We start from the raw sequence: 25,266 nt of genomic DNA on the forward strand, positions 1-25,266 counted from the left end.
CTCTTCCACTTTTGAACTAGTCAAAACTTAATCAAAATCTAATCAAAACTATGAACGCAACTGATGATAAAACAATAGTACGTGAATATTTTAATTCTACGGGATTTGACCGATGGAAACGTATTTATGGTGATGGGGAAGTAAACAGTGTACAATTAGACATTCGTACAGGACATCAACAAACTGTAGATACAGTTATTACCTGGTTAAAGGATGACCAGAATTTGTCCCAACTCACCATTTGTGATGCTGGATGTGGTGTGGGTAGTTTAAGTATTCCCCTTGCTGTGGAAGGAGCTAAAGTTTACGCCAGCGATATTTCCGCAAAAATGGTTGCAGAAGCTCAGGATAGAGCTGTAATATCCCTGAAAAATACCGCCAACCCTACCTTTACTGTTCAAGACTTAGAATCTTTAACTGGCAACTATCATACGGTAATTTGTTTAGATGTGCTAATTCACTATCCCCAAGAAAAAGCAGATGAGATGATATCCCATTTATGTTCCTTAGCGCGATCGCGGATCATTATTAGTTTTGCTCCCAAAACCTTTTGGCTGACCATTCTCAAGAAAATAGGTAGTTTTTTTCCGGGACCGAGTAAGGCGACTCGTGCCTATTTACACCGAGAAGTTGATGTAATCAACATCTTGGCAAAAAATGGGTTTACAGTTCAACGAAAAGCCATGACCAGAACCCGTTTTTATTTCTCCCAATTGCTGGAAGCAACACGATAAAATAGTAATAAAACCATAAAACGATTGATTATTATGTCCTCAGATGGGAAGATAGCAGTTGAATTTCGGGATGTGAGTTTTGAAATTAATCACCGTATTCTTTTATCTAAGCTCAATCTAGAAATTAATCAAGGGGAAGCACTGATATTGCTGGGACGCAGTGGTAGCGGTAAAACCACTACCCTGAAATTAATTAATCATTTGCTTGTACCTACCCAAGGGGAAGTTTTTGTGCAAGGTCTCTCCACGAATAAATGGGATGTGATTAAACTGAGGAGAAGCATGGGTTATGTGATTCAAGAAACTGGTTTGTTCCCCCATTTTAATGTGGCTGAAAATATTGGACTTATACCATCCCTAGAAAAATGGTCTGGCAAAAAAATTAAAACTAGGGTCTATGAAATGCTAGACCTGGTTGGGTTGGAACCAACTAAGTTTGTCCATCGTTATCCCCACCAACTCTCGGGGGGACAAAGACAAAGAATAGGAGTTGCTAGAGCATTAGCAGCGGATCCACCCATATTATTAATGGATGAACCCTTTGCAGCTCTGGATCCGATTACACGTTGGGAATTACAACAACAATTCCAGCATTTACAACAACAACTAGGTAAAACAGTGGTATTTGTGACTCATGATATTCAAGAAGCATTCTTTTTAGCATCCAGAATTGGATTGATGTGTGAGGGGAACTTAGTTGCTTTGGGTACAACAGAACAATTCCTTCAATCTTCACATCCGGAAGCTAAGGCATTTTTGGCATGTTTAAATGCTGGCAAACGCCGATAATAAGTGCCCCGATCCCCAAAATAAAGTTAAAGCTATGTTTTTATTGCAACACAGTAAAGAAATTCTGATTGGTAGTCTGGAGCATTTAGTGTTAGTCAGTATTGCTATGATGATAGCAATTACTATTGGTATTCCTTTAGGAATTTATATTACTCACAGACCCAAATTTGCGCCAGCGATTTTAGGTTTAGCTAATGCTATTCAGACCGTTCCCAGCTTAGCTATATTTGGTTTTTTAATTTCTGTACCTTTTTTGGGGGGGATTGGTAGAAATCCTGCTATTGTTGCTTTAACCCTTTATGCTTTACTACCTATTATTCGTAATACTTATATTGGTATTAATGGCATTAGTCCTGCGATTAGAGAAGCGGGAATTGGCATGGGAATGACAGAGAGGGAATTGCTATTAAAGGTGGAAATTCCTTTGGCTTTACCGGTGATTTTAGCTGGTGTAAGGGTAGCAACTGTCATATCTGTAGGAATTGCCACTATTGCTGCTGCTATTGGTGGTGGTGGTTTAGGAACATTTATTTTCCGGGGAATTTCTACAGTTAATAATGAACTGATTTTGGCGGGTGCAATTCCTTCTGCTGTGATTGCTCTAGGTGCGGATTTTTGCCTGGGTATGTTGGAAAATTATCTGACTCAACAAATAGTTGGTAAGGGTAATAAAGAACCAGTTTCTGGGATCTTTAGTAAAAGTTTGGGGATAATTTCAGTGATAGGTTTGATATTATGTGGATTAGTGATTTTTAATGTATTTAATAATGTACTTAATTTACAGTCTAAAACACCAAAATTGGCAACCATTACTATTGGGTCGAAAAACTTTACCGAGCAGGTGATATTGGGAGAAATTTTAGCACAACAAATAGAAAATCATACCCAGTTACGGGTGGAACGTAAGTTTAATTTGGGGGGTACTTTTGTTTGTCACGAAGCAGTAAAAGCTGGTAAGATCGCAGGTTATATAGAGTATACTGGCACTGCATTTACAGCAATTTTAAAGGAGAAGCCAATTACAGATCCTCAAACTGTTTATGAGAAAACTAAACAAGCATATCGGGAAAAATATAACTTAACTGTGATGCCATCTTTAGGATTTGAAAACAACTATGCCCTAATTATTCGCAGTGAAGATGCTAAAAAATGGCAGGTTAAAAATCTTTCACAAATAGCTAGTTATAGTAACCAATTAAAAGCTGGTTTCGGCTATGAATTTTTGGAACGAGCAGATGGTTATCCAGGTTTGTCTAAAACATATCAATTACAATTTGCTGATATTAAACAAATGGAGTTGGGTTTAATGTATGAGGCTTTGAAGCAAAAACAGGTAGACTTAATAGCTGCAAATTCTACAGATGGATTAATTCCGGTTTTGGATTTGGTAATTCTAGCAGATGATAAGAAATACTTTCCACCCTATCAAGCTGTCCCTGTGTTTAACCAACAAATTCTGGAAAAATACCCAGAATTGGAACCTGCGATTAATCAGTTGGTCGGGAGAATATCTACCACTCAAATGCAAAAGATGAATTATCAAGTAGACAATCAATCTCTTCCTGTAGAAGATGTGGTGAGGGAATGGTTAAAATCGGAAAAGTTATAATTTTTCAATTCCCTCCTGATTGGATCACCACCAGTTTGTACCAGGTTCACCTTTAAATGGACCAACAACATCAGAAGTGATCCATCCACCATAAAAACTACCAGCTTGAGGTTTAACTAATTCATCATTGACATAACAAGCATCCATTAAATTGGGATAAAAACTATAGTGTTGTTGAATGGATTTAAAGTTGGGGGTGGGGTGAATATAACGCCAAGCTGCATTACTTACATATTTACTTCCCACAGCAACATCATAATACTCAGACATACCTTTCCACTCACACATGGTCTTTCTGGATGTTGCTATTAAATACTCCATTCTGATGTCTTCAGCAGGAATGTAATAACCAGGAGGATGACTGGTTTCTAAAACCCTTTTTGCTTTAGTCGTCTCAGCTAAAACAATACCATTAAATATGATCTTAATGTGCTTGTTAGCATCCTGTAAAATAGCAGGACGGGGATAGTCCCAAACTGATTCCTGTCCTGGTTGTGGGGTAATGGGTTGTGGTTTCATATCATATTAGGGAGATACAGAGAAGCTGTTTAATTCAAGATTTTTCTAACACTATTTTTGAGTCATTGGAGGAAGCTCCACTTACCATACCCGAGTATTCACCATTATAATTAGTGAATTCTGCTGGTGACCGACGAATATTAGAAAGGCGAATTTGCCAATCGGAAACCTGCTCATAAGTCAAATGATGGGTATTGGAGGTCGTTGTCCATACTCCCCATAAACAGGTATCTTCAAATTGTAGCAGACCTGCTTTGCGTAAATTAAAGGACTGAGGGGTTCCAGGTAGGGGAATAATGCTGTAGCAGGAGGTCTGAAATTCTAGTTGAGGGTTAATCTCTACTAGTTCATCTACCAGGTCAGAAATTGCTTCCTCAAGACGTAATAAGTCATCTTTGTCATCATCTGGTAACCCAATTATAATACCATAGGTGATTACAGGAACACCAGTTCTGACTACTGACTTCATCAGAGTACAATGTTCTCGCCAAGGTACAAGTTTCTTGTATGCTTCTCTGCCAAATACAGGACGTTCAGCAGGTATATAAGCTAAAGGACAGCCAACTCTTCCATCCCAACCAAATAGGGCTTGAATTAGTTCTTCATCAGGTCTTAGGTCACTACTTTCATAGTTACGACCACTTCCCAAAGTGGTTTTTCTTAATTCTAATCCATTGGGCCACATTAAAGATACTCCTATCTCTCGTGCACCATTGGTAATTGCTAAAATCTCTTCCCTACCCTCAGGAAATAGTCCCCTCGCCAAAAATTGGTCTGAACCTATGTTGATGGAAACTGCTCCTGCTTGTTTCTGAATATCTAGCCATTTTAGCGCGGTTTCCGGTGACATCCTTCGATAACCAGTTCCATAAGTGGGTGTCATGCAAAAATCACATGTGCGATCGCAACCAATATCTGCTACAAGGGAACCAACAGGTACTTTTCCTTGAACATTGGGAAGGGTACCTAAACATTCTTTTGCTACCTCTAGTGAGGGTAAGGACCACTCCTCTGGACTTTTAGCTTTAGTCTTTCTGGGGTATTGTTTACCGTTGGCAAAAATCGCTCCGGAGAGTTCTTCCCGTGGGGTTTTTCCTAATACATAATCAAAAAGTGCCCAATTTGCGCCGCCAGATTTATCCTGTACCACTGCTGTTGCACCTGCTTTTAGGTAGTGTTGTGGTTCGGCCAAAGCATCAGAACCACCAACCACAATTGGTCGACCCCCCTTGGACAAGTGTTCAATAACCTGACATGTAACTTGACGATCTTGAGAAAAATTTACTGTTACCCCCCAAGCATCAAAACCTTGGGGATCAACATCAGAAATTTTGCCACCAACATAGGTTTTCTTCAAGGTCATTCCCTTCCATGACACCTGACCAAACTCTTCGCTGTAGTAGTCATCTCTCAAATTTACTAATTTTGCGTCAAATCCTCCCGCTTGCAAATCGGGAATCAAAACCTGTTTACTGATTAGTGAACGATGTCTATATAAGGAAGTCCAATTCTTACCATCAGAATCGTATAGTCCAGTAGCTGGCACTTCAACTAGTCCAATTGTTGGCTTATTACCAGTTTTTAAACTCATTATTCATTTTTCTCCTGATTTTACACAAATAATCTCAACTAACACGCTAATGTACCATAATCGCAGCACCTCAATAATTGATGAAATATAAATTAACAATGTAATGATATCTCATTTTTACCAATCATCCCCACCGCTTTCTGGCTAAAGCTATAAATTATTAATCTTTAACTAATCCTCAACTTTTGTAATATTAGGAGGAAGTAAAATCCCTAGATCCTGAAAATTGTCTATGTAAAGTTGACGCAAAACACGCTGAATGTGAAGATGTTTTCCCGGTTTAACTTTTGTCAAGGTTCGTAACAATAAGTGGGACTCACTTAAACTTTCTACACCTTCTACAAACGTTGACTCCAGCACATCTAACTGATCAATTTTTAGCTTTTTTCCTATTTCTTCAATCACCTGACATACGCTCGACAAATTGCAGTTGGCAGGTACACTAACATCTACCGTAGCAAATATATATTGTTTAGAATAGTTGGTAATAGATCCAATATCCCCATTACGAATTATGTGCAATTGCCCATTAGTGTTTCTAATACGAGTAGTTCTCAGTTCAATAGCTTCAACAATACCTTCAACAGTTTTGTCTTCTGCTTTTCCCGCTTGAATATAATCACCGACCAAATAATAGTTTTCAAACAGAATGAAAAAACCACAAACTATATCATTAATTAGGGTTTGTGCTCCCAATCCTACAGCAATACCGATAATTCCCGCCCCTGCAAGAATGGGGGTGGGATTAATCTCTAAGGTATAAAGGGTGGAAACTGCAACTCCAAAGTAAATTAAATACTGCAACAAACTACGAAACAAGGGAATCATAGTTAATCGTCTACTTCTTTGTGTGTCAGTTAAGTCCTGTTGGGTAAACAGAAACTCTTCTAGCAGTAGGTAAATTATCTCGAAAACAACCCGACTGATAAAGATGATGGCAATAATTTTGATAATTTTTACGCCAAAATTTGCCAAATTAGCTATTAATTGTACTTGCTGAACAACTAATGTGGCGGTAGATACGTAAACTACAAATTCCAAACACCGTTTCAAAAAAGGAACTAAGTGTCGTAGTCGTTCATAAAACCTCAATAAATTATCTGGACTAGAGTATCTAACGCTAAGAACATCCAAAATATCAACAACTGCTGCTACTGCTTTGAGTATAAGTAACCCAATAGCAATGCTTAGATAAATTCTTAGTCCTATATAAAGGTATTCTGTAACTATTGATGGTAGTTTCAGGAATTGGGTACAAACAACCACTATCCATAACCAAACTCCCAGGGTTATTCTGCGGTTAAGAGTGGTAAAAAAAGCATCTACGCTTTCATCGTCAGCTGTATTTTGATCTAAACTTTTAACTTTTTTAACGCCTATCTTCAACCAATAATTAAGTAATTTGATCACAAAAGCTGCTGCAATTATTAACCCTAGACTCTGGGTAATGCCAACTCCCAATCCTAACCAAAATCCTGATGGAATAAGGTCGATCAAGTTTATGGTATATTCTTTTAGGTTTTCGCCCTGATAGATTAAGAAACTGTTGACACCAATAATTCCAAGACTTACTACTAAGCAAGTAAGCAACAGTAAAGCAGTAACATTGCGACGAATTAGTCTAATTTTGGTGGTTTTCCCCTCAAATAAGGGTATTTGAACCAGGAAGTGGCAAAATTTGGTTAGTAACCACCTTGATATCAAGAAAAAAATTGCGATCGCCAGTATCTCAACCAGGATAATTGAGGTGTTAACAATAATTAGTTGGTTCATGCAGTACCTTTGATTTTCGGTAAAAAAATAGTTGCAAGATAGATGCACAACCCAGCATTAGTGCTATATTAGCACGATTATAATTTTATGGGAGTGAAAACTATAAAGAAACTATTACCAAACCATAAAGAACTGACTACCAACATTAAAGACGTACTAATCTTCAATTATTGTCAATAGAGAGCTTATATTTTTCCGGCTCAGTTCTTAGATCCACATAGAGGAAATCAATACCCTCTTGCTCTAACATTTCCAAGATTGCTAAATTTAATTCCCTCTCGGCCTGAAAATAGAGGTTATCATCATTAACAAATGCCATTATCTCAATTACACGGGCGTTTTTTTCAATGTTTTTGAACCTGACTGTAGAAATAGGAGATAATCCAGCAATAGACTTTGGCATTTGTTGAATGCTATCACAGATTCTGGCAGTTTGTCGTGCGGAAATGCCATCTATTTTGAGAACCAAATTCAGACCCCACCTTAATTCTTCCCCTGGATTTTGGGACCAATTTTCCACCACTCCACCAATCAACCGAGAATTGGGCATCTTGATAATTGAACCCCATTTAACTACATGCAGTGTTGTAGTTCTAAAACCAATATGTAGAACCTGTACAAAACCATCCAGTCCTGATACTCCTACCCAGTCACCTTCTTTAAACAGAGCATCAGAATAGATAATCACCGTACAAAACCAGTCATAAACGATATCTTTAAGTAATAAACCAAAGGTAATACCAGCACCACCTAACAGACCAACAAGTGCACCTGCAGATTGACCTAAAAATATTTCACTGATCTTGATTGCCAAGACAACCACTGCAGCTGATTGAAAAATCTTGGGCATTAGTGGTCTGAGCAACTCATCTAACTCAGTTTCAGTTTGCAGCACAAAGTTGGCAATTATTTGCCCCAAAATTGAAGAAGAACGATAAACAATATAACCAATAATGAAGATCACTATTAGATTTAAACTCTTGCCAATAGTCTCTGTCAGCTTGACACCCAACTCCTGAGCAAGAATTTCCTTAATTATCCAAAATCCCCCTATCAAAATTAACCAGTTTAAAGCTGGCTTAAGAATACTAATTAACTCATCATCCAGTGTGGTTTTTGTTTTCTTTGTCAGATTTTCTATGGTTTTGATTACTACTCCCACAAAAAACCTTCTCAACACTTGTATTAGTGTTAGTATTATCAAAATTGCAGCTATTTTGACAAAAATAGCATTGGACTGGTTAATTCCCTGGAGCATTTTCATTACTGCTTCCATAGCTTTTCACCTCAAGTAAGTAAATTTCCTAACCGAGCGTTTATCCTACCATACTAAAGTGGAAAAATTTGGAACTTTACAATCCGTCATTAATACTGAAAGTACCTCGGCGTGGATATCAACTAAGTAGGGAGGCACAATTATTTGTAGGATGCCCATGGGGGCGTTGGGTTTCGTTCCTCAACCCAACCTACGTTCATCTTGCGTTTAATTCCACTCACCCACTTATCCTATTTATCTTTACATAGTTTGGTCTTTTAACGCCAACTTACTTAATCAATTGATTGATATTGAATGAAAAAGGTGCGTTAAATAACGCACACGGACGAATTACAAAGATTTTTGACAAAGAATTAATCCAAACCACCCATTGTCATCCTTCCAAGTTCTCACTGTTTTTAATCCTTTGCTTTCCAGTTGCTGGGACATTTGGAGTAAATCAAATTTGCGGGAAATTTCTGTTAGTATGGACTCACCTGCTTCAAAGAAAACCTGTAAATCCAAAGATGCTAAAGTTGCCCAATGACTTTCCTGACAGTGGAGACGCATTTCAATTTGCCTTTCTTTCAAATTATACTTTGCTTGGTGCTTAAACAAGTTTGTGTCAAAATTTCCATTAAATCGCCAATTTAAATGGGTAAGCATGTTCAAGTTAAACGCAGCAGTTACGCCTTGAGCATCATTATAAGCTGGTTCTAAAATTCCTTTGTCTTTGTGTAAATCAACCCCCAGCAAAAAGAAATCACTGGTTTTTAAAGTTTTGGAAACCTGGGTGAGGAATCTATCACATTCCTGCTGACTAAAATTGCCCAGAGAATTACCTAGGAAGAACAACAAACGGGATTGTAAATAATTGGACTCTAAATGAAATAAAGCTTGTTCGTAAGTTCCCAGCAATCCATGAATATCAATTTGAGGATATTTATCCTTCAACTGCAAAACACTATCTTTGAGAATACCTCCGCTCACATCAACCGGTATATAACTAAAAAGATCCCGTACTTTATGATATGCATTCAATAAAAGTTGAGTTTTAGTAGAACTACCACTACCCAATTCTATCAACTCACAACAATTGGTAATTTGGGCAATCTCTTCAGCGGATCGCCGCAAAATTGAAGCTTCTGTACGAGTAGGATAATATTCTGGCAAATCACAAATTTCCTCAAATAATAGGGAACCCCGATCATCATAAAAATACTTAGGGGGCAAAGTTTTGGGACTTGCAAGTAATCCCTCAATTACATCCTTATAATCATCATGCAAGTGTTGATATTGTTGTTCTAAAACTGTTATGGGTGCTAAAAGCATTTGTTTTATCCTCTTATTTTTATTTCTCTGATTTTATCAAAATCTCAGGATTTTGAGTCATTAGTAACTGGAAATTTCCCTTACAAACTCATGGCAGTTCTAAAACCCACATGCTGATAGAAATAGGGGCGAAACCAGTTGCGATAACAGGGTAGGGCCATAGTGCCATTTGTAGCCCAAGAACCACCAACCATCATTTGATGCTTACCATCAAAAAATGGTGCTGACTGGTCTTCATATAGATAATGGGTGGTAAATCCAGGTAGGGGAGAAAATGTACTAGATAACCACTCCCACACGTTTCCTCGTAGGTCAGCTAACCCGGATCTTTTTGAAAACATGCCCACGGGACTGGGAGAAATATATTTCAGGTTGAGATTATAATTATTTTCCTCAGTCCTATTTCCCTGGTTATTGGTGGAAAATTTCCAAGCCCGATTCCATTCTGGTTCTGTCATTAAACGAGTACCTTGCCATTGACAGTAAGCCATTGCTTCATAATAATTGACTTCCACTGGCCAATCTACAGGCAATTCTAAAATATCAAAAGTTGCCCGATACTTGTAATTGTGGGAATTTTCCAATAGCCAAAATTTAGGATGTTGCACATTATTTTGTTGTTTCCATTGCCAGGATTCACCATGCCAATATTCTGAATTTTCATAGCCACCAGCTTGTATAAATTGTAAAAATTCTCCATTGGTAATTAGATTCTTACTGGCTAAAAATGGTCGAACTACAATTTCTAAACTGCCATATTCGCTATCCCAACCAAAAGTTAAATCATCTTCTTTTTTGCCTAATTTAACTAAACCACCAGGAATTTCCTGCATTTGATTAGGGGGTATTTTACCATGACTGGGTGCATAATTCCATCCTGATGGTAATCTTAAATGCTCAATTGGTAACTGACGTAGCAGCATAGAAGAGGTCTCAAAATGTATGCGACTGTGTTCAATTCCCATTAATAATGCCCATAGGGGATGTTGGGCGTGAATAGGCAAATTTAAAGGTGTATTTTCAATTATCTCAGTAATTGCTTGTCTGGCATTTTCTCTATATTCCCAAACCTGGTCTACATCGGGCCAGATAATATGTTGGGTTGCCAATTCTAGTTCATCAGGTGTTTCTGGGTCAACACCAACCTCGAACAAAATCTCAAATTGGGGATTGATGGGATTTGGCAATAATCCAACTCGAACTAACTTGTTAATGTAAAAAACTGCTGAGTGTCCCAAATAAAAAATTAATCGGTTTCTCAAAGGATCCGGATTCAGGTAAAAAGCATCCGGGTGAGTGATGCTTCTTAATAGGGTTGTTTCTAACTCCCAAGAGTTGTTAAAGTAATCAAGCAGGTTTTTCCTACTACAACAATCTAGGTTGATGATTTGGGTAGATGCTAGATGAGGAAGTCGGGATAGGGTTGGCATTTTTTGAGGTTAAATTTTATCCGGGTTATCAGCACACTATTTATGTACGTGCTGTTATATAGATACTACACCCAGTGAAGTTTTTTTCATTATTAACCAAAATTTAACCATTATGGTTCACCTCCCCAGCAATGGTTATTTCGCTGATTGAGTTAGTCTGATTTTTTCAACGACAAAATCTCAGCTTCACTACTTTCTCTAGCAACGCGAATTAATAAGGAGCAAGCCATTAAACTGGCAACCATGGAATTACCCCCATAACTAAACATGGGTAAAGGTAAACCCGTGGTTGGTATGGCACCTGTTGTAACAGCAATATGTAATAGTGATTGTCCAATTATAAGTACAGTCACACCTGTTGCTACTAATTTGTGAATGGGATTTTTAGCCTTCAAGGCAATTATTAATCCCAGGGTTGCAAACATACCCAACACTAATAAAAGCACTATACCACCCACAAAACCAAACTCTTCAGCGAAAACTGCAAAAATAAAATCCGTATCTTGAATGGGTAAATAAAACAATTTCTGCTGGGACATACCAAATCCCACTCCCCAGGTTTGACCTGTACCCACTGCTAGTAAACTTTGTACCAACTGATATCCATCCCCTGTAGGATCAGCCCAAGGATTTAGAAAAGACATGACTCGACGCCGTTGGTACTCCTTAATACTCATACTTAATAATGCCAGGGAAAACCCTCCTAATGCTGTTCCTACCAAGTATCTGTAGGGTATGCCACTGGCTAGAGCAATAAACCAAATTGTCATGCCACAAAGCGCAGTGGTACTAAGATTAGGTTGGGCAAGAATCCCTAACAGGACTAAACAAAACACACCTAACCAAAACAGACGAACTTGTGGGGAGAGTTTTTCCCACTGGGCAAAAAGTCTAGCACTTTGTAGGACTAAAAATGGCTTGATTAATTCTGATGGTTGAATGGGAATAGGACCAATGGCTATCCACCGCGCTGCATCAAAAGCCTTTTTTCCTACCCCGGGAACAAGGATGAGGAAAATTAGTAATAAAAATAGGAATAAAAACCAATGGGATGCTGCTAAAATTTTAGATAAGGGGGTATTTACAATCCAGTTAAATAAAATGAGACCAACAAAGACCCAAATAATTTGACGTTTAAAGTAATACAACCCATCATCCTGGCGTTCAGCAGCTACGGGATAAGATGCAGAAAAAAGCATAATTAACCCCAGGATTAACCATAGCAATGTCAACCAGCGCAACAAACGTGCTTCCGGGGCCCAATTACCAGCAGAATGATCAAAAAATGGAATGAGTTGACGTAGGTTCACGTTAAAACTATATATGTTTACACCGCCCTACAGCGAGTAAGGCGGTTGGAGCGGGGGAGACTTGACTAGTTTTGACCTATGAGAATCATGCCAAACCAGTATTAGTACCTTGCCTACCAGTTGCTAATTCTACCTTAACAATTTTACCACCCATTTTCTGAATTCGTTGCTGCTCGCGGAACCAGTTTTCGTAGGGAACCAACTTGGTAAAATAAGTATTCTGTAATTCCCTTTGGGTGCGGGTGCGGGTTAAGCTGGGAACGCAAGCGGTCACTTTAAATAAACGAGCCATTTTTTCTAAACTCCCTGTGTTTTGGAAAACCTTTTTTATCGGAAAAATCTTGAGACTAAATCCTGTCTCAAATCTTTGAATTTATAGCTCTAGTCAGAACGCTATAGACAGGGTTGATGGGTAGCTATTCTGAAGGCCTTTGCACCTTTGTAGGTGACTACGGCTATATCTATATCTATTCTATTCCGCTCTATAGGATCTACCCAAAGCTACTCAGACCTTTACAAATCTGGACTTTAGAACCTACTTGCTGTTTCATCGTAGTCTCAAGATGATTCTTGAGAGGTTTGTCTACTCCACAAGCTATCTCAGTAGAGCTTACCCTCAAAGTCTGGAAATCTAACATCAATACTAGACCGCTAATACTCACCCGAAGCATATAGAACGACCTAGAACTCATATTTGATTTCCAGACCTTAATCAAGTAGCACTGCTAACATTCATAGAATGCCAAAAAGTGCTAACTCACTCTTAGCTCAAACCAGAGGAAATATAGTCGAAGTAAACTCCCATTTCCTTACCAGCATCAGCACCAACCAAGCTAGCAGTTACTTCTTTCATGGCTTGGATCGCTTGAACTGTAGCACCAGCGGGTACACCCAAGGAGTTGTAGGTTTCTTTCAAACCGTTTAATACACGCTCATCTAAGATGGAAGCATCTCCAGCTAACATGGCGTATGTAGAATAACGCAAGTAGTAATCCAAATCGCGGATACAAGCTGCGTAGCGGCGAGTGGTGTACATGTTACCACCGGGACGGGTAATATCTGAGTACAACAGGGACTTAGCTACAGCTTCTTTTACGATCGCAGCAGCATTAGCACTGATGGTGGTAGCTGCACGGACGCGCAGTTCACCAGTGGCAAAGTAGCCTTTCAGCTTTTCTAGAGCAGCGGTGTCCAGGTATTTACCTTGAACGTCAGAAGAATTAATTACAGAGGTAATAGCGTCTTGCATTGTTGTTATTTCCTTATTTCCAACCTGATTGCAAAAGTTTTCGGTTCTAGCTGTGGAATCGCTCTAACCTATGACATTGCACCAACAACGTAGTCGAAGTAACCACCTGCTTCAGCTGAGTCTTCAGCGGATAACAGGGTAGCAGCAACGGATTTCATTGCAGCAACGCCACCAGCTACAGCGTCAATGGGTGTACCCAAAGACTTGTACATTTCACGTACACCAACGATACCGATTTCTTCAATGGGGGTCACATCTCCAGAAACGATTCCGTAGGTTACAAGACGCAAGTAATAGTCTAGGTCACGAAGACAGGTAGCTGTCATTTCTTGACCGTAAGCGTTACCACCAGGAGAAACAACATCAGGACGCTTTTGGAACAATTGGTCGCCAGCTTGCTTAACGATGCGCTCGCGGTTGTCAGTCAATACTTGGGCAATACGAAGACGTGCTACACCACCGGAAACAAAGCTCTTAATCCGATCTAACTCACCAGGGCTGAGGTAGCGAGCTTCTGCATCAGCACTCACGATAGACTTCGTGACGATACTCATTAATGGATTCCTCCAAAACTAATGACACCAGGTTTGAAACTGGTAGGATTTTTATTGGTCGATAGCAGTTTTGTATCTTAATACATTCTGGGTTACATTTGCTCCCCAAATGTGAAGAAGTTACCAAATTTTTCTATCCTTCCGGAAAATATTTTCCAGCATTATGTTGAGCATTCATTACTGCTCTTAATACTTTGTAATATTTTTTTTCACAATCGCTCATTTTCCGGGTTTTGGGTCTGGGGAATTGTAAAACAGGAGTAACTTTACCTGTCACTACCTGTCCTATTCCCCACATCTACCTTATCTGTTAGTACCGCGACCGGTTAAAACGGATGGAGATAGACTAGACCAAGACTGTTTAACTAGATCTGCTTCAGCTTTCACACTACCTAGGTAATTACCAGCAGGTAAGGATGGGAAGCGGTTATAGGGGACAACATCTTCACCAAAGTAACGACTGTATTCCCCAGTGTTGACTATGGTTTCTACAGCTGTTCTAAGACCACTATCTGCCAATATTTTGTTATATTGACGGATTTCACCTTGAGTTGCAGGGGCTCTCCCTAAAATGTGACGGAACAAGAATTCAATCACTTTGGTGTTGGGATAGGGTGTGTAGAACCGCTTGCGATAAATCTCCGAACTGGCTAGTTCAATCACAAATTCACGCACGGTGATTTCCCCATTACGCAGTCTACTGTCTAAATCACTGCGTCTGATATAGTCGGGAATTTGCCCACTAAATACATCCATTACCTGAACGTAAATGGCATTGATTACCTGGTTGATCTCAGGTTTGTTTGTACCTACGGTCATGCGGTAGATACGAGCCGGTTTGCGGCGACTTGTGCCTACACCAACTTCTACTGATTGACCACGACCATCGTTAAAGGAACGACCCAGTTCAATGAACAATGGTTTAGATTTGTCCATTTGTTTAGCTTTAATGGCTAAATCTGCGATCGCATTGCCCAGAAGTGGGGTATTTTCCGACTTAATCCGAGGTTGTAGGGTTTCAAAGCTAGGCACAACCAAATCATCATTTTGTTTAGTGAGCTGGTTGTAGAGTTTTTCGGTATTGGGGAAGTTAGCAGCAGGTAGGGTGGGGAAGCGACGGTAGGGGACAGTATCTTCACCAAAGGATTCAGCATATTCCGCAGTATTTACCATGGCATTGATAAAGGCTTTAATGCCTTGAGTAGCCAATATTTGATTATACTTACGGATTTCTGCCTGATCTAGGGGTGCGCGACCAAGGAAATGCTTAGTACCCAGCTCAATTACCTTAGTATTGGGATAGGGTGTGTAAAATTCCTTAATGTAAAGACCAGAACCACCCAAAGACTGAATAAATTCCCTAACAGTGATTTCCCCATTACCCAACTTACTTTCTAAATCGGTAAACTCATTTTGGATAATGTAGGGTGGAATATCCCGCTCAAATACCTGACGGTAAGCAGCTCCAATCAGGGTTTGAACTGCTAGTTTATCCGTAGCAATTAGTTTGAACACTTTAGTTTGTTCACGCTGTTTGCTTACACCTTGGTTAATGCGGAAATCCACACTAGGTTGGGTCCGTAATTCCTTAACTGCACCCAATTCCACGAAGCGAGGAGTTTCTTCCTTCTCCACCTTGTTGATGTCCTCGCGGATAGTACCAACTCGCAGTTGACGGAGGGAAAGACCAGCGGGAGTCAAATAACGTTCATAGGGGACAGTATCTTCACCAAAGGACTCGCTATACTCTACAGTGTCAAGAATAGCATCCACAACAGCATAAAAGCCCTTCTTAGAGGCAATATCAAAATACTTGTTGTTTTCTTCACGACCATAGGTAGGACGACCAAGTAATCGTCTATGAATGTACTCGATTGCCTTACAAACATATAAGGAAGTCCAGTACATCTTCCGGAATAAATCGGACTTGGCTAAGATTCTGATAAACTCTCTAACAGTAATTTCACCGTTTTCCAGTTTAATTTCTGCTACTTTAAGTCTTTGCCCCTCGTAAACATCGCGACCAAATACTTGTAAGTAACAGGCTTTAATTACAGCTTGGGTAGAACTTTCCGAGAATTTAACACTAGCACCCTTGGCAGCTTTTTTACCAATAGTTCCAGGTAACTGATCTAACTTGAACACTTTTGCACCCAAGGAACTGGGGGCCAGACCCCTAGCTTTAGGATTGCTCAATTGGTTATTAATACCTGGTCCTTGGTGAATGAGGATGCGACGAGTGTCCTTACCAAAAGGTGCAGGACTGCTGCTGGGGTTACGAGTTTCTTTGGGGAAGATAGCGCCGAATTGAATTTCTAGAGGGTCATTACCCGAACCATAAGGGTGCTGGTCTGGCAATGGCTGTTCATAAGCGGCAAAAGTGGTAATAAATTGGGGAACTTTTCGGAAAGGTGCACTGTATTTAAACAGATCCTGTTGTGGTCCCCAGTTACGACACTCTTGAGCTTCTTGTCCCAACCCGCGAATATAGGGTACGGTTTCTTCCCCAAAATAATCGCTATACTCTCTGGAATCCACCAAGGTATCTACTAAAGCGGGTAAACCACCATTGGAAATAATTGCAAAGTATTTTTGCACTTCCTCCCGACTACTAGGTCCACGTCCTAAAATGTGACGGAAAGCCAGTTCAATAACTCGGCTATTAATAAAAGGTTGGTAAAACTGTTTTTGGTAAAGGGGAGATTTAGCTAAACGACGCACAAACTCCTTCATGGAGATGGAGCCATTTTTCACCTTCGATTCCAAGTCGGAGATGGATAAACTATAAGCACGGGTAATATCGCGCTCAAAGATCTGACGATAAGCAGCCTTAACCACTTCTGTCTTCTCAGTAGCAGACAAACCAGGTTTCATCACATATTTAGGACGACGCTCGGCAGCGTTAAAATAAATTTGTGGTAATTGTAAACCCTGTTGATCTGCGGATGGACGTTGACGAACCTTTGTGGAAGGGGTTGGTGCTTGGAACTCAGTCAGCAGAACATCCATGTACTGAGTGACAATTTCTGTAGCTACTGGATCTTTGCGGAAGAAAGACAAAGAAGCAACCTTGATTTCCTGTAAAGCAACAATAGTAGCTTCACCAGAACAAGCATTTTCAATGATTTCCCTGAGTCCTCTGGTATTAACAGAAATGATGTTTGGGTCTCCTGCAACAATGGCATAAGTAGCATAGCGCAAGAACCAGGACAAGTCCCTTAAGCTCTTGGACATGTTACTAGGACCATAACGGGCAATATTAATCGGTCTAAACCCAGGAGGTGTGGGACCACCTGCAGAAGTATTGAAAATGGAACGCAAGCTCTCGAAGAATCCTCCCCGACTTTCTACATAGGTGATGGTTCCCAGTTTCATACCCTCTTGCACATTCATGGTACTACCACCCACCAGAGCCATTTCTGGTTCTTGGGGTTTTTCTAAGAATGCCATGGGTGAACCACCAACAAAGATGCGGTTAGCTGCACGAGAAACAATGGTCTCTGAGTTTTCAGTCAGAACTTGTGCAATTTCTAGGCGCTTTGCACCGGATGCAAAATAGCTTTCCAGTTCTGTTAGTTCCCCTCTCCCTAAAAAACGGTCTTGCTGTTCCGCTTGGGAAATGGTCGCTACCGGTAAAGTTTGATATAACTGTGGACGTGCTACGGAGCCTCCACCACTTGCCTTAACACTCATCGAATTGTTAAAACTCCTATAAGTTAAGTCTATGTGTTAAGTCTGGGTTGTTTTGCGGCTTGATATACTTGACATATTGGTATTTTTATGCTTAGCTCGCCTACAAAACTGCCAGTAAATTAACCCAGTCAATTTTTAGATTAGAACTTTTTGTGGTAACGCTGTTGATTTATTAAGAAGTGTGACAATTTTGTGATTTATTCTGTGATTTCAATTTCTCCTCACTAATGCTAAACTGGGGGGGAGTTAGGATGGATAAAGGGACAGTTATGAATTCCTCACTGTACCATGACGATTTTGTGCTGTGGACTCAAGAGCAAGCAAAAAGGCTGGAAGATAAGGATCTAGATGGTATTGACTGGATAAATATTAGGGAGGAGATAAGTAGTTTGGGACGCAGTGAGAAACAAGCTCTGCAAAACCGCTTAGAAGTCCTATTGGAACACCTACTAAAAAGATGCTATATAAACAATACTTATGACAACCGAGGTTGGGAGTTAACTATTAAAGAACAACGCAGACAAATTAAGCGTTTGTTAGCAGTGTCACCTAGTCTCAAGAACTATTTTGGGGAAGTTTTCCCAGAAACCTGGGAAGATGCTGTATCAGATGTAAGGGATATATATCCTGGTGTTGAACTCCCCACAACTTGTCCTTTCCCCCAGGATCGGTTACTAACCGATTGTTTTTGGAACCAGTAGTAGTGTAAATCCTTACTTACGTTTCCTGGAAAAATAATCTTCCAGAATTTCCAAAATCATCGGTGCAGCAACACTACCACCACCACCACCAGAATGTTCCGCAAAAGCGACGATAACAATTTCTGGTTTGTCTGCAGGTGCATAAGCACCAAACCAGGCATGATTTTCTTTCACCTTATTCCTCCATGCTTCCGCAGTACCACTTTTACCAGCTACTGGGGGAATGGTAGGTTTATTTAAGACCTTACCTGTACCTTCAGATACTACCTTTCGTAAACCATCTCGTAAGATATTAATAGTTATGGGCTTCATATTTAATGAATCACGCCATTTTTTAGCATCTCCGTTATCTTTTATCAAATGTGGCTTAACTCTGTAGCCATCATTAGCAGGTACGGCAAACATAACTGCCACTTGTAAAGGTGTAGTCAGAAGCGCACCTTGTCCGATGGTCATATTAATAGTGTCACCTATACTCCAGGGAATTTTCCAAGCCTTCTGTTTCCAATTGTCATCAGGTACTAAACCCCTAGCTTCTTCTGTGACAAAGTCAAAACCGGTTTTTTTCCCAAATCCATATTTACGAGTCCATTCAATCAATGTGGGACCACCAATACCTTTGCCAATTTGGTAGAAAAAAGTATCACTACTCCACTGCATTGCACCGACAAAACCAAGGGGGCCAAATCCCGCATGATTCCACTCCCCAAATCTAGTTCCACCAATAGTTAAAGAACCATAGGTTTGTAACACAGTATTAGGAGCAAACTTGCCTGATTCTATGGCCGCTGCAGTGGTCACAATTTTAAAGGTACTAGCGGGGGGAAACGCACTCAAAGCTCTATTAACTAGAGGGTGATCCGCACCCTGCACACTTTCCCAGTCTCGCTGAGAAAGTCTTTGTTTGGAGAAAACATTCGGATCAAAAGTAGGATGGGACACCATGGCCAGCACTTCACCATTATTAGGATTAAGAGCAATTATTGAGCCATTACGCCTACCTAAAGCTTTTTCAGCTGCTTTTTGAATGTCTAAATCTATAGTTAAGTGTAAATCATTACCTGCCCTAGCTTCTTTTTGACCTAACACCCGTAGGGGTCTACCAGCTCCATCCACTTCTACCTGTTGACCACCCCATTCTCCTCGCAGTGTTTTTTCGTGAGCTTTTTCCACCCCCATCTGACCAATCACATCACCCAGACGATAACCTTCGGACCTACGTTTTTTCAGTTGCTCTGCTGTTAATTCTCGTGTATAGCCAAGCACATGAGCTAAAATTTTTCCATGGGGATAGTATCTAACAGCATCGGTATTTATTTCTACGTTTGGTAATTCCGTGGCATATTCCTTTAAAGCTGTAATTTGAGCTTCATTTAAATGACGAGCAATACGAACTAGAGAAGAAGAATAAGCTCCAGCTTCTTCCAGCTTATCTTCTAAGTCCACCTGGGGGATATTCAGAATTTTCGATAAACGAGGGCCAACAACAGACCAAGATGGTTTAGTATGTGTCATGGGCCACAAATAAACGGATCTTGGGTAGCGGGTGGTAGCTAATAGTTTGCCATTACGGTCAAAAATATTTCCTCTTTCTGGTTGTTTGGGAATTATTCGCACGCGGTTAGATTCTGCGCGCACCCGCATTTTGGGTCCTTGAATGATTTGTAAGTAAACCAAACGAGCAGTGATACCAGAGAGCATTAACAAGGTGAATAGTATTAAGTATATGGATTGTAGACCACGCCCAACAGTGCGGTCACTTTTTTGATTGTTTACTGTCCGTGGTAATGGTGGTAATGTAATCATGATAGGAAAATATGGGATGTGGAATATGTATTATTTAAAAACAAGAGTAGTTTACAAGTTTCCACTCTGCTCTAACATTACTGGTTAATCACCGGATGAGAAAAATAGAGGTAATAGGAAAGCAGCAATAATTCCCAGTATCACTAGCAATTCAATCAAACTTAAAATTGTGTTACTTTGTAGCAACTGATAAAGGTTTGCCAAGCTTTGCCTATAATTATGAGTTAGAGACCAATTACGTAAACGAGTTAACCAGTGCTTGGGACTGTCTTGAGTGCGCACTTTCCATGAAATCATGGAAAGCAGTAGTGGCGCACCACCAACTTTAGCAGACATTAACAGGTGTATAGCTAAAGAACAGATTAGAATTAACCATGCTGTTAAATGGCAATAATACCAAATATGATCCAATTCTCCCAGTGGTAACCATTCTTCTTTCATCATTCTTCCAGATGTCACTGCTAAAACTGCAGCAATTAACATGAAGGTATTTGCCAACCGTTGTAAACTTAGCCACCAAATCGGTTGATTAAATTCATTGAGCTGGGATACTTTCTGTAGCGAGTCCGCTTGCAATAAACGTATTTTTCCGCCATGGAAGCTATAAAGCGAAAACAGGGGTAATAAGAGTAAGAATAGTAAAGCAACAGTACCGTGTATATCTTGAATAGGATTAATCTTGGCGATGGGAAGACTGCCAAATCTTTTGTCGAAGGTATTATATACTAAAAATCCAGTAATAATTGCAGCAAGCACTAAAATCCCACTCAAGGAGTGTAGAATCCTCAAAATTAGCGGTTGATATGGTGTTGAACGACTTATGAGTTAATATTGGGTGTATTGGTGTTAATTTCTGCTATTATAACCTTATAACCCTTCCAATAGTTCCGGAATATAATCATAACCATCAACACCAATCACAGAAATGATTTTGGCTCGGTTTTTTCCCAGTAGCTCTTGAAAGCTATCCTTACCTATTTGTCTGATTATAGTGTTTAATAGCATTGCTGGTTGATGCCATTCTTGAGATGCGATCTGCTCTAATAGGTACACAGCTAAGGAACCTGTATAAACTGCTTTCTCAAAATTCAACAATTGATAATAGGTTTCTGATAAGTAGGCTAGGTTACAACCCTGGGTATATAAGTCTCCAGTAACCTGAGCGGTTCTAAAACCCATTTCTAAATATTTAATTGCTGTTTGATGTTGTCCGATGACTAAGTGAGCAATACCCAGACTGCTAAAACACAAGGACTGGGTGGCAAGATCCTGTAATTTTTCCGCCAGTTTTAGTCCCCGCTCCAGGTAATTAATTGCCGATTCGTAAATTTCGGGTTCCAGGTTTTCCAATTCCCTTCCCTGCATAACTTCGCTGTAGCCCAGGTTTACTAAGGCGTTACTTTCTCCAGTTTTATCTCCCTTTTGTCTGCTTAGTATTAAGGCTCTTTGACTATAATTTATTGCCTCTGCATAGTTCTTACTCTGCACGTAAGTACGGGCTAAATGATTCAAATTAGCAATTTCACAGGATGTGTCTTCGCCATTCCTGGCAATTTCTAAGGCCTGTTCATGAAAATTTAAAGAGCGCGAATAATTACCCATAGCACGCTGAGAATAACCTAACAAAGTTAAAATTCTGGCTTTTTCCTGTGTACCTGCTACGGTGTTTAATGGTGCATCCAAATAATCGAGCGCATCTCGCAAGTAACTACCCCAAAAGGAAGCAAAAATTCCCCCATAGAGGGGAAAATAGGAACGCTGGGCAAAAGCTCGCAATATTTGTAGAACGATTTGCGATGCACCATCCCTATATTTAGCTTTTTGGTTCTCCCAACCGTATGCTAGCTGACTCCAAATGATAGCAAAGGTTAAAAATGTAGCTATGGATAATTTTGGACCAGCTTGAATATCATAAACCTGCTGGTCAAACCAACTAACTAAACCTCGTTGTAGAAATTGTAAGATTATTGCCAGTTCCACCCAATCGCTTAAACTCATACCTTGCTGCTTTCGAGCAAATTCTATGGCGGAATCTTCCATGGCTAGAGTTTGAAACAATGATTGCGGTACTTCACTTTTCACCAGTTTTGCCCAACTGGCCCAAGGACCACTTTCCCCCGGTATCCCACCAAATCCCAGCAAGTTCTTTTGTTCATACATCCAACTTAATAGGTTCTCTTGTATCCGTTGCCAACTGCTAATACCCAGCCCAATTCCCTCACATATTTCCTTTATATCTCTATTAACCGTACTAAACTGATCTAATGATTTAGCTATTTGTTGGAGTTGGGACAGGTTTAGAGCATGTTTTTGATTAGGATCTAAGTATCGTAAAAATTCAGTTAAATTTTCTTCAGGACTAGCACTGATAATTTCTCTTACTGCTGATGTAATTACCTCTGTGGCCTGGTTTTGCTCCTCCCACCGCTGCCATTGGCTTTGAACCGTTTTTATCGCTCTTAAACTACGATTGGCTTTGCCTTTTTTTGTCTCATCTTTCTCATTTTCTACTTGAAGTTGTATATCCCTAGTGCGATCGCTCAGAGCCAATTCAAATACCTCCCCCGTACCCACACTTATACCATTGAGTAACATTTGGTAGATTTGATCCACGGAGCTAATTTTGCCTTTTAGTGTGTTATTGACTATCTCGTCGATTAAAGCTAGGTAGCGATCGCGTAAAGGAAGAGATTCGGACATAGGGAGATTAGAAACAGGTGAAGATAGAAATCCTATAGACATAATAACATTTTTAGATATTGGATATGGCAACGTTCTTTAAAATATTCATAGGGCCAATGTCCTTAACTAGCTGCATTTGTGCGGAATTTTTAACCAATAAACTACCTGCAAACCCCAGGGAATTGATAGGAATGGAGATAAAATCCTCCTTTGATCTTGGTACAACCAACATCCAATTTCGGGTTGCCAGAAAATTGTAGGCTGCGGATTGTTGAAGATTATCAGTTGCTGTAATGCTAACCATGTCTAACAAAGCATAATACTTAGACAGGATGTCTTGAGGAGTTTCATCGGGGGAAAAAGCAGTGAAAGCATGAAGGAAAGGAAATGCTGGTATGGTAGTAATGCCATTTTCCAATTTAGCTGTAGTCAATAATGGAGCTATGGGAATTTCAGTTTCAGCTAGGGGAATAATTTGTAAATGTTTATGGCGCTGACTAGCACCAGCAACTTTACCGCCATTATAGAATGCCAGTCCATCAAATTCGGCTAAACAGGCCCACATTGCTGCCAAATCTTCCCCAGTCAGCAGACTCTCTTGTTCTACGAAAGCACGGGTAATAATCAATAGGTGATAATTAACCACATTGAACTTATTCAATATACAAACATGAGTTTCTGAGATATCAGCTACAAATAGATCTTCTTGATATGGCAGAAAAGGGTTAAAGTCTGTTCCGGAAACCTTAATAATTTGATCTTGTTTTTTTTGGGCACTTTGTTTGCGATTCAGGTTAGACAAGACTCGTACTAAAAAGATTACTCCATCTTGTTCAACAAATTCGGACTTGGTAGATATGGGTATGAGTGCACCGCACTGTAAAGCATGGTGAGTAGTTTCCTGGAGTTTTTTCCACAACGTCCCAGGAGGGAGTAGGATTTGACTGTATGTCATGGGGAAGAAAACGATTCTGGGAGAGGTTCAATCAGTTCTCATGATAAGTGACAACTAAAGAAACATTAATCATTTAAGATATGAAAGTTATTTTTTTGTACGTTACATGTAAAGACCGGGATGAAGCTCTTAGTATAGGTAAGCTATTAGTACAAGAGCGTCTTGTGGCATGTGCTAACATAGTAGAAAATATGGATAGTATTTACTGGTGGAATGGTGAAGTTCAAGTAGAAAAAGAAGCAATTTTAATTATGAAATCTCGCCAAGATCTATTTGTACAAATAAAGGATAAGATAAGTTCCCTACATTCTTACGATACACCTTGTATTGTGGCTATGCCAATTGATTATGTAAGTGAGACTTATTTAAGCTGGCTAATTAAAGAAACAAAAACATTATGGAATATGGGAGCAAAAAACATTGAACTACTTTAACAACTGCATAGCATCATTGAAAAATTGACGATATAGATATCTAGTAATCAAAATTGCCGTTAGTAAATTAACCAGGACTACCATAAAAACGATAAGAATTTGGTAGGATAAGGCTTCCAGCGGTGACATACCTGCCAGTAATTGTCCGCTACTAAAAGTAGGTATGGTTACCATCCCCATGAACATCATTTGATTAAGTGTGGGAAAAAGAGCTGTTCTAATTGCGTCTCGGCGATATTGACTAACAGCTTGTTGTGGCGTTGCGCCTAAACTGAGATGGGTTTCGATTTCTTGAGGAAATTGACGAATACTGCCAACTAATCTTTCCCCTGCTACTGCTGCTGCATTCATGGCATTAACAAGCAATATGGCGGATATAGGAATTAAATAACGTGGTTCATACCATCTATCAAGTTTAATAATCAAAAAGTTTATATAGATAAGAATTAGTGATGTACTGACAAAAATAGTTATCCAAACCAGGGGAAGTAAGAAAGAAACTTTGGTACTGATACGGTTTCTGGCTACAATAGCTGTAATTGTCAACATAACCAGGAAAAACCCCCCAATAACCCAAACATTATCAGTGGCAAAAACGAAATCTAAAACGTATGCTAACACGACCAATTGGAAAAAGCTTCGCAACCCTGCTATGACTAGGTTTAATTCCAGTCCCAATTTTTCCCAGACGGATAAACCAATGGTAATAGCCATTAAACCCAGAGCAAAACCCAAATCCGTAATGTCCAACCTAACTAAATCTGACATAGTTCAGTAATACTAGTATATGACCATATTATAAATATAATAAATAGTATGACTAACCAGTACAATTAGAACAGGCGAATAG

Annotated in this window: 22 protein-coding genes; 5 read left to right on the plus strand and 17 right to left on the minus strand. The window is 39.7% G+C overall.

What is annotated here, in order from left to right:
- The first annotated feature begins 50 nt into the window (after window positions 1-50).
- From bchM to ASL19_RS02335, 3 genes are read left to right on the plus strand one after another with little or no spacing between them, the layout of a single operon-like run.
- Entirely contained in the window at window positions 51-734 is a 684-nt protein-coding gene (gene bchM / locus ASL19_RS02325) for a magnesium protoporphyrin IX methyltransferase (protein WP_057177122.1), read from the plus strand.
- Between the two features lie 33 nt (window positions 735-767).
- On the plus strand, window positions 768-1,523 hold the full coding sequence (locus ASL19_RS02330; protein WP_057177123.1) for an ATP-binding cassette domain-containing protein: 756 nt from the start codon (window positions 768-770) through the stop codon (window positions 1,521-1,523).
- A gap of 34 nt (window positions 1,524-1,557) precedes the next feature.
- Entirely contained in the window at window positions 1,558-3,132 is a 1,575-nt protein-coding gene (locus ASL19_RS02335; RefSeq protein ID WP_057177238.1) for a glycine betaine ABC transporter substrate-binding protein, read from the plus strand.
- A gap of 24 nt (window positions 3,133-3,156) precedes the next feature.
- Here the strand turns inward: ASL19_RS02335 and ASL19_RS02340 are convergent, their stop codons facing one another.
- The 12 genes from ASL19_RS02340 to ASL19_RS02395 all read right to left on the minus strand — a co-directional run bounded on the left by ASL19_RS02340 (window position 3,157) and on the right by ASL19_RS02395 (window position 17,838).
- Complete coding sequence (locus ASL19_RS02340) at window positions 3,157-3,651, minus strand: DUF427 domain-containing protein (RefSeq protein ID WP_057177124.1); 495 nt, start codon at window positions 3,649-3,651, stop codon at window positions 3,157-3,159.
- 34 nt (window positions 3,652-3,685) lie between these two features.
- Complete coding sequence (locus ASL19_RS02345) at window positions 3,686-5,242, minus strand: radical SAM protein (protein ID WP_057177125.1); 1,557 nt, start codon at window positions 5,240-5,242, stop codon at window positions 3,686-3,688.
- Window positions 5,243-5,413: 171 nt separating this feature from the next.
- Complete coding sequence (locus ASL19_RS02350) at window positions 5,414-7,015, minus strand: mechanosensitive ion channel family protein (RefSeq protein ID WP_057177126.1); 1,602 nt, start codon at window positions 7,013-7,015, stop codon at window positions 5,414-5,416.
- Window positions 7,016-7,178: 163 nt separating this feature from the next.
- Window positions 7,179-8,291, minus strand: coding sequence for a mechanosensitive ion channel family protein (locus tag ASL19_RS02355; protein WP_057177127.1), 1,113 nt, complete (start codon window positions 8,289-8,291; stop codon window positions 7,179-7,181).
- Window positions 8,292-8,621: 330 nt separating this feature from the next.
- A complete protein-coding gene (gene egtD, locus ASL19_RS02360; RefSeq protein WP_057177128.1) occupies window positions 8,622-9,602 on the minus strand; it encodes an L-histidine N(alpha)-methyltransferase in 981 nt (326 codons plus the stop codon).
- A gap of 80 nt (window positions 9,603-9,682) precedes the next feature.
- Entirely contained in the window at window positions 9,683-11,032 is a 1,350-nt protein-coding gene (gene ovoA / locus ASL19_RS02365) for a 5-histidylcysteine sulfoxide synthase (protein WP_057177129.1), read from the minus strand.
- Between the two features lie 152 nt (window positions 11,033-11,184).
- On the minus strand, window positions 11,185-12,342 hold the full coding sequence (locus ASL19_RS02370; protein ID WP_057177130.1) for an FtsW/RodA/SpoVE family cell cycle protein: 1,158 nt from the start codon (window positions 12,340-12,342) through the stop codon (window positions 11,185-11,187).
- Between the two features lie 85 nt (window positions 12,343-12,427).
- Window positions 12,428-12,634, minus strand: coding sequence for a phycobilisome linker polypeptide (locus ASL19_RS02375; protein WP_006278152.1), 207 nt, complete (start codon window positions 12,632-12,634; stop codon window positions 12,428-12,430).
- 471 nt (window positions 12,635-13,105) lie between these two features.
- Window positions 13,106-13,591: an allophycocyanin subunit beta gene (gene apcB / locus ASL19_RS02385; protein ID WP_006278150.1), complete on the minus strand. Its 486-nt coding sequence runs from the start codon at window positions 13,589-13,591 to the stop codon at window positions 13,106-13,108.
- Window positions 13,592-13,659: 68 nt separating this feature from the next.
- On the minus strand, window positions 13,660-14,145 hold the full coding sequence (gene apcA / locus ASL19_RS02390) for an allophycocyanin subunit alpha (protein ID WP_057177131.1): 486 nt from the start codon (window positions 14,143-14,145) through the stop codon (window positions 13,660-13,662).
- Between the two features lie 133 nt (window positions 14,146-14,278).
- Window positions 14,279-14,422: a hypothetical protein gene (locus ASL19_RS18080; RefSeq protein ID WP_167379334.1), complete on the minus strand. Its 144-nt coding sequence runs from the start codon at window positions 14,420-14,422 to the stop codon at window positions 14,279-14,281.
- Window positions 14,423-14,448: 26 nt separating this feature from the next.
- Window positions 14,449-17,838 (minus strand): phycobilisome rod-core linker polypeptide, encoded by a 3,390-nt coding sequence (locus tag ASL19_RS02395; RefSeq protein ID WP_057177132.1) that lies wholly within the window; start codon window positions 17,836-17,838, stop codon window positions 14,449-14,451.
- A gap of 269 nt (window positions 17,839-18,107) precedes the next feature.
- Between ASL19_RS02395 and ASL19_RS02400 the strand changes: the two genes are divergently transcribed.
- Window positions 18,108-18,539, plus strand: coding sequence for a DUF29 domain-containing protein (locus ASL19_RS02400; RefSeq protein WP_040009658.1), 432 nt, complete (start codon window positions 18,108-18,110; stop codon window positions 18,537-18,539).
- 12 nt (window positions 18,540-18,551) lie between these two features.
- On the opposite strand, the gene mrdA is transcribed toward ASL19_RS02400, so the two are convergent.
- The 4 genes from mrdA to ASL19_RS02420 form a co-directional block, all read right to left on the minus strand.
- On the minus strand, window positions 18,552-20,345 hold the full coding sequence (gene mrdA, locus ASL19_RS02405; RefSeq protein ID WP_057177133.1) for a penicillin-binding protein 2: 1,794 nt from the start codon (window positions 20,343-20,345) through the stop codon (window positions 18,552-18,554).
- An 84-nt stretch (window positions 20,346-20,429) separates the two neighbouring features.
- Window positions 20,430-21,167 (minus strand): cytochrome b/b6 domain-containing protein, encoded by a 738-nt coding sequence (locus tag ASL19_RS02410; protein WP_057177134.1) that lies wholly within the window; start codon window positions 21,165-21,167, stop codon window positions 20,430-20,432.
- A 45-nt stretch (window positions 21,168-21,212) separates the two neighbouring features.
- Window positions 21,213-23,045 carry a tetratricopeptide repeat protein gene (locus ASL19_RS02415; protein ID WP_057177135.1) on the minus strand — a complete coding sequence of 611 codons (1,833 nt, stop codon included), beginning with the start codon at window positions 23,043-23,045 and terminating at the stop codon, window positions 21,213-21,215.
- Window positions 23,046-23,097: 52 nt separating this feature from the next.
- Window positions 23,098-23,982: a phosphorylase gene (locus ASL19_RS02420; RefSeq protein ID WP_057177136.1), complete on the minus strand. Its 885-nt coding sequence runs from the start codon at window positions 23,980-23,982 to the stop codon at window positions 23,098-23,100.
- An 80-nt stretch (window positions 23,983-24,062) separates the two neighbouring features.
- Here ASL19_RS02420 and cutA point away from each other — a divergent pair, with 80 nt between their 5' ends.
- Complete coding sequence (gene cutA / locus ASL19_RS02425; RefSeq protein ID WP_057177137.1) at window positions 24,063-24,416, plus strand: divalent-cation tolerance protein CutA; 354 nt, start codon at window positions 24,063-24,065, stop codon at window positions 24,414-24,416.
- Here cutA and fetB read toward each other — a convergent pair.
- Entirely contained in the window at window positions 24,408-25,184 is a 777-nt protein-coding gene (gene fetB, locus ASL19_RS02430; protein ID WP_057177138.1) for an iron export ABC transporter permease subunit FetB, read from the minus strand. The genes cutA and fetB overlap by 9 nt on opposite strands.
- Window positions 25,185-25,266 lie beyond the last annotated feature (82 nt).

Origin of the sequence: Cylindrospermopsis sp. CR12 (genome assembly GCF_001432185.1) — a bacterium.
GTDB lineage: Bacteria > Cyanobacteriota > Cyanobacteriia > Cyanobacteriales > Nostocaceae > Raphidiopsis > Raphidiopsis raciborskii.

Bases quoted from the DNA above. Each gene is read 5' to 3' on its own strand.
- bchM (WP_057177122.1), top strand. From the start codon at position 51: ATGAACGCAACTGATGATAAAACAATAGTACGTGAATATTTTAATTCT.
- ASL19_RS02330 (WP_057177123.1), top strand. From the start codon at position 768: ATGTCCTCAGATGGGAAGATAGCAGTTGAATTTCGGGATGTGAGTTTT.
- ASL19_RS02335 (WP_057177238.1), top strand. From the start codon at position 1,558: ATGTTTTTATTGCAACACAGTAAAGAAATTCTGATTGGTAGTCTGGAG.
- ASL19_RS02340 (WP_057177124.1), bottom strand. From the start codon at position 3,651: ATGAAACCACAACCCATTACCCCACAACCAGGACAGGAATCAGTTTGG.
- ASL19_RS02345 (WP_057177125.1), bottom strand. From the start codon at position 5,242: ATGAGTTTAAAAACTGGTAATAAGCCAACAATTGGACTAGTTGAAGTG.
- ASL19_RS02350 (WP_057177126.1), bottom strand. From the start codon at position 7,015: ATGAACCAACTAATTATTGTTAACACCTCAATTATCCTGGTTGAGATA.
- ASL19_RS02355 (WP_057177127.1), bottom strand. From the start codon at position 8,291: ATGGAAGCAGTAATGAAAATGCTCCAGGGAATTAACCAGTCCAATGCT.
- egtD (WP_057177128.1), bottom strand. From the start codon at position 9,602: ATGCTTTTAGCACCCATAACAGTTTTAGAACAACAATATCAACACTTG.
- ovoA (WP_057177129.1), bottom strand. From the start codon at position 11,032: ATGCCAACCCTATCCCGACTTCCTCATCTAGCATCTACCCAAATCATC.
- ASL19_RS02375 (WP_006278152.1), bottom strand. From the start codon at position 12,634: ATGGCTCGTTTATTTAAAGTGACCGCTTGCGTTCCCAGCTTAACCCGC.
- apcB (WP_006278150.1), bottom strand. From the start codon at position 13,591: ATGCAAGACGCTATTACCTCTGTAATTAATTCTTCTGACGTTCAAGGT.
- apcA (WP_057177131.1), bottom strand. From the start codon at position 14,145: ATGAGTATCGTCACGAAGTCTATCGTGAGTGCTGATGCAGAAGCTCGC.
- ASL19_RS02395 (WP_057177132.1), bottom strand. From the start codon at position 17,838: ATGAGTGTTAAGGCAAGTGGTGGAGGCTCCGTAGCACGTCCACAGTTA.
- ASL19_RS02400 (WP_040009658.1), top strand. From the start codon at position 18,108: ATGAATTCCTCACTGTACCATGACGATTTTGTGCTGTGGACTCAAGAG.
- mrdA (WP_057177133.1), bottom strand. From the start codon at position 20,345: ATGATTACATTACCACCATTACCACGGACAGTAAACAATCAAAAAAGT.
- ASL19_RS02415 (WP_057177135.1), bottom strand. From the start codon at position 23,045: ATGTCCGAATCTCTTCCTTTACGCGATCGCTACCTAGCTTTAATCGAC.
- ASL19_RS02420 (WP_057177136.1), bottom strand. From the start codon at position 23,982: ATGACATACAGTCAAATCCTACTCCCTCCTGGGACGTTGTGGAAAAAA.
- cutA (WP_057177137.1), top strand. From the start codon at position 24,063: ATGAAAGTTATTTTTTTGTACGTTACATGTAAAGACCGGGATGAAGCT.
- fetB (WP_057177138.1), bottom strand. From the start codon at position 25,184: ATGTCAGATTTAGTTAGGTTGGACATTACGGATTTGGGTTTTGCTCTG.